Source organism: Idiomarina sp. UBA4206 (genome assembly GCF_002383015.1).
Taxonomy (GTDB): Bacteria; Pseudomonadota; Gammaproteobacteria; order Enterobacterales; family Alteromonadaceae; genus Idiomarina; species Idiomarina abyssalis.
The window spans coordinates 7,610-11,730 of record NZ_DFTS01000063.1; the positions used below are offsets into that span (position 1 = coordinate 7,610).

The window sequence follows — 4,121 nt, forward strand, 5'->3', positions numbered from 1 at the left end:
CTTCGTCGTCGTTGGTTACCGCAATGAAAACATCAATATCTTCAACGTGCTCTTCTTCCAGCAGTTTTTGATCGGAGGCGTCACCGCGGAAAATTAATGTGTGCTCAAGGCTTTGTGACAACTCTTCTGCGCGCGCTTCAGAGCGCTCTATCAGTTTGACCCTGTGGTCAACTTCCAGCTGCTTAGCCAGACCTGCGCCAATATTGCCACCACCGACAATCATGATGCGTCGGTATTTGTCTTCAAGCTTCTGCAGCTCCTGCATTACCGTGCTGATATGACGAGTATCTGCAATAAAGAAAACTTCGTCATCGGCTTCAATAATAGTGGTTCCTGTCGGGCGGATGGGCTTGCCCTGACGATAAATGGCCGCGACTCGAGTGTCTATATTGGGGATGTGCTCCCGCAGAGTAGAAATTGCGTGCCCGACGAGCTTGCCGCCATAGTAAGCCCGGACCGCAACCAAACTGGCACGACCGTTAGCAAACTCCATAACCTGCAAAGCGCCGGGGTAGTCAATTAACCGTCTGATGTAGTTAGTAACTAACTGTTCCGGAGAAATGATGTGATCGACCGGCGCGTCTTGATTATGAAATAGCTGATCTTTATAACGGATATACTCTTCAGAACGGATTCGGGCTATTTTTTTCGGTGTATTAAAAATGGAATAAGCAACCTGACAGGCAATCATATTGGTTTCATCGCTGCTGGTTACGGCAATCAGCAAATCTGCGTCGTCTGCACCAGCTTTACGCAATACGTCCGGATGAGCGCCGTTACCGACGACAACACGCAAGTCATATTTGTCCTGCAAGTCGTCCAGTAAGTCGTTATTGGTATCAACTATGGTGATGTCGTTGCGCTCACCAACCAGGTTTTCTGCCAATGTGCCGCCGACCTGGCCAACACCGAGTATGATTATTTTCATTGGGCTTTCTTCAGTCTCGCGTAAAAGAAACCATCCCCGCCATATTGTCCGGGAAGCAATTGCAGTGTGTCATGCTCTGCTGTTATAGGTATCAGACTAGCACCAGACTGCTGCTGTAGAAAAGACTCAATTTGAGTTTGGTTTTCCTGACGCAGAATAGAGCAGGTTGCATACAGCAGTTCTCCGCCTGGCTTAAGTAGTGGCCAAAGTGAGCTGAGTATCTGCTTCTGTAACTTTGCCAGTTCGCTGATGTCTTCAGCGCGGCGTAACCATTTAATATCCGGGTGTCGGCGTATCACACCGGTTGCGGAGCAGGGGGCATCCAGCAGTATGCGGTCGAATTGCTCGCCGTCCCACCAGTCATTGGTCGTGGCGACATCTGCACAGTGAATAACAGCGCTTAAACCAGCACGCTCTAGGTTTTCATCCACTCGCTCAAGGCGCTTGGGGTCGATATCAATAGCCTGAACCGGTTGTTCAAAGCTGTGCCGTTCCAATAAATGGAGTAATTTACCGCCGGGAGCGGCGCAGCAGTCGAGTACACGATGCGCAGCATTTACATTTAGAAAGTCTGCTGCCAGCTGAGCGGATCTGTCCTGTACAGACACATGGCCACGGGCAAAGCCGGGGAGTTTCTCTACCGGACAGGGCGCATGCAATTGAATTGCATTGATTGCGCTGGCATCAGCCGTTGCTGCAATGTCACTATCCTGAAGCTGCCGTAAGTAGTCATCGCGAGTGGAAAATCGCTCATTCACACGTAACCACATAGGCGGGTGAGTGTTGTTTTCCGCCAGAATGTTATCGGCATGCTCGGGGTGGTCATTGTTAATGGCATCAAATAACCAGCGAGGATGATTCTGCATTGAATCACAGGGTAACTCACGTTGGTGTGAGTCATCGGCTGAAGGAGCTTCGCGCAATAACTGACGCAGTATACCGTTCACTAAGCCTTTATGGTTTCTTTTACCCAGTATACGAGCGGCTTCTACGGTTGCACTTACGGCAGCGTGATCTTTAATTCGTTGGCAATACAATTGATAGGCACCAACCAGTAACAGGTAATGCAATACTTTTAACTTACCTTTGAGGGGCTTATCCAATTTTGCGCCAACCAAGCGATTAAGGCTGGGCAGAACGCGCAAAACACCGTAACTAATCGCACTGGCAAGACGTTTATCTGCGTCGGGTAATTTGCTGGTTGCATAAGGCAGGGCCGCCGAAAGCGACTCGCCTTTCTCTAAAACCTGAAACAGGGCACTCGCAGCCGCCGCCCGGCTTTTTGCGCCGTGACCGCTGCCTTCGGATTTCTTCTGCTGACTCATTGTAATTCCAGTCCGGGACTAAATACGTTGCTGTAGCCGTTAACCAGCGTACTGGCCGGCTGCACCTTTTTGCCCGGCATTTGTGCCTGGGTAATACGCAAAAGACCATCGCCAGTGACAATGTCTATACCTTGGTGCGTGCTGCTAATAATAGTTCCGGGCCTTTTGTTACTGGCACCCTGAACCAATTCAGCAGCATGAATTTTAATCGTATTCTGTTGAGCCTTTAAATTGTCTGACTGACACCAGCTCATGGGCCAGGGGTTAAATGCCCTTACGCAGCGTTCAATAAATGCGGCCGGCTGCGTCCAGTCTATTTTGCCTTCCTGCTTAGTCAGCTTTTTTGCATAGGTGGCTTCGCTGTCACTTTGCGGTTTGGCCTGGCGTTGATAACTTTCAAGGTCTGCTAATACTGTGATTAACGCTTTTGGACCAAGGCTTTCAAGTTTATGGTAAAGCGAAGCGGAGGTCTCCTGCGGGCTAATAGCGCATCGTTCTTCATGCAGTACCGGACCAGTATCCAGGCCTGCTTCCATCTGCATAATGCAAACGCCTGACTCTGAATCTCCTGCCCATATGGCGCGTTGAATAGGAGCTGCACCCCGCCATCTAGGCAACAAAGAGCCATGAACATTCAGACAACCTTTGGCCGGGATATCCAACACCGCTTGCGGCAGCAATAAACCATAAGCAACAACGACCATTACGTCAGGTTTTAGCTCTGCTAAAGCCGACTGAGCTTCTTCCGATTTTAACGACTCTGGCTGGTAAACGGGTAGTTGGTGTTCAACTGCCAGTTTCTTAACGGCGCTCGGTTGCGGCTTTTTGCCGCGTCCTGCAGGGCGGTCGGGTTGGGTGTAAACACCGACTATCTGATGAGCTTCATCAAGCAATTGCTGTAAGTGTTGTGCGGCAAAATCGGGCGTGCCTGCAAAGACTATCCGCATTACTGTGCTTCCGCCGCATACTTTTCAGCCAAACGCTGTTCTTTCTCTAATTTCTTACGAATACGCTCGCGTTTCAGTGGCGATAAATAATCGACAAAGAGTTTACCCTCTAAGTGATCAATTTCGTGCTGAATACAAATAGCTAAAAGGCCTTCTGCCGAACGACTGAAACGTTCACCGTTTTTATCTAAAGCCGTAACCGTAATTTTTTCCGCACGTTCTACTTTTGCATAAACGCCGGGAAACGACAGGCAACCTTCGTCATTCTTGAAATGACCTTCGGCTTCGGTTATCTCCGGGTTAATAAACACCAGCGGTTCGTTCTGATCTTCGCTGCAGTCAGCAACAAACAAACGCTTGTGAACATCGACCTGAGTTGCGGCAAGGCCAACGCCTTGCTCTTCATACATAGTTTCGAACATATCATCGATAACCGAGCGGATGCTGTCATCCACTTTGTCAATCGGCTGTGCGACTTTGCGTAACCGTTCGTCTGGATATTTCAGAACCGTCATTTTTGCCATTAGAACCTCCAAATCTTCATCTACCCTTAGTTTACCTTAAATCGGTAGGTCAAGGACAGTCTGTGAACACACAGGAATTATGTGTATTAATGGGGATGACACGCGCATCAAACAAGGTACAGAAAGCGGCACGGGAGTGTGACAGCTGGCAAACGCTGTTTGAGCGATGGGGGCAATCGCTAAAACCGGTAGACTCGCGCTGGTTGAAAGCCGCTGAGAGCTGGTGTCTAAGTGATTATCAGGGCGTTATATCTTACTTCAGCGACGATTACCCGGCATCGTTAAAAGCAATCAGCAATCCGCCCTGGTTAATCTACTACAGAGGTCGGAAAGAGTTGCTTCAAGGGGTCTGTGTGGCGGTTGTAGGCAGCCGCAAAGCGAGCCATAGCGGGCTGCA

5 protein-coding genes are annotated in these 4,121 nt (G+C 49.4%); 1 reads left to right on the forward strand and 4 read right to left on the reverse strand.

What is annotated here, in order from left to right:
- From trkA to def, 4 genes are all read right to left on the reverse strand, one after another.
- Positions 1-928 (reverse strand): Trk system potassium transporter TrkA (trkA, locus tag B3180_RS12910; RefSeq protein ID WP_286844967.1); only part of this gene is annotated, 928 nt, incomplete at its 3' end.
- Positions 925-2,253 carry a 16S rRNA (cytosine(967)-C(5))-methyltransferase RsmB gene (gene rsmB, locus B3180_RS12915; protein WP_278358508.1) on the reverse strand — a complete coding sequence of 443 codons (1,329 nt, stop codon included), beginning with the start codon at positions 2,251-2,253 and terminating at the stop codon, positions 925-927. The genes rsmB and trkA, both read right to left, overlap by 4 nt.
- The gene (fmt, locus tag B3180_RS12920; RefSeq protein ID WP_278358509.1) at positions 2,250-3,200 is read right to left on the reverse strand and encodes a methionyl-tRNA formyltransferase; all 951 of its coding nucleotides are present in this window, start codon (positions 3,198-3,200) and stop codon (positions 2,250-2,252) included. Before fmt ends, rsmB begins: the two co-directional genes overlap by 4 nt.
- Positions 3,200-3,724, reverse strand: a complete 525-nt coding sequence (gene def, locus B3180_RS12925) for a peptide deformylase (protein ID WP_054488917.1) — start codon at positions 3,722-3,724, stop codon at positions 3,200-3,202. Before def ends, fmt begins: the two co-directional genes overlap by 1 nt.
- Positions 3,725-3,786: 62 nt before the next feature.
- Here def and B3180_RS12930 point away from each other — a divergent pair.
- Positions 3,787-4,121 (forward strand): DNA-processing protein DprA (locus B3180_RS12930; RefSeq protein WP_286844971.1); only part of this gene is annotated, 335 nt, incomplete at its 3' end.

Excerpts from the sequence above, each read along its gene's own strand:
- rsmB (WP_278358508.1), bottom strand. The coding sequence starts at position 2,253 with ATGAGTCAGCAGAAGAAATCCGAAGGCAGCGGTCACGGCGCAAAAAGC.
- fmt (WP_278358509.1), bottom strand. The coding sequence starts at position 3,200 with ATGCGGATAGTCTTTGCAGGCACGCCCGATTTTGCCGCACAACACTTA.
- def (WP_054488917.1), bottom strand. The coding sequence starts at position 3,724 with ATGGCAAAAATGACGGTTCTGAAATATCCAGACGAACGGTTACGCAAA.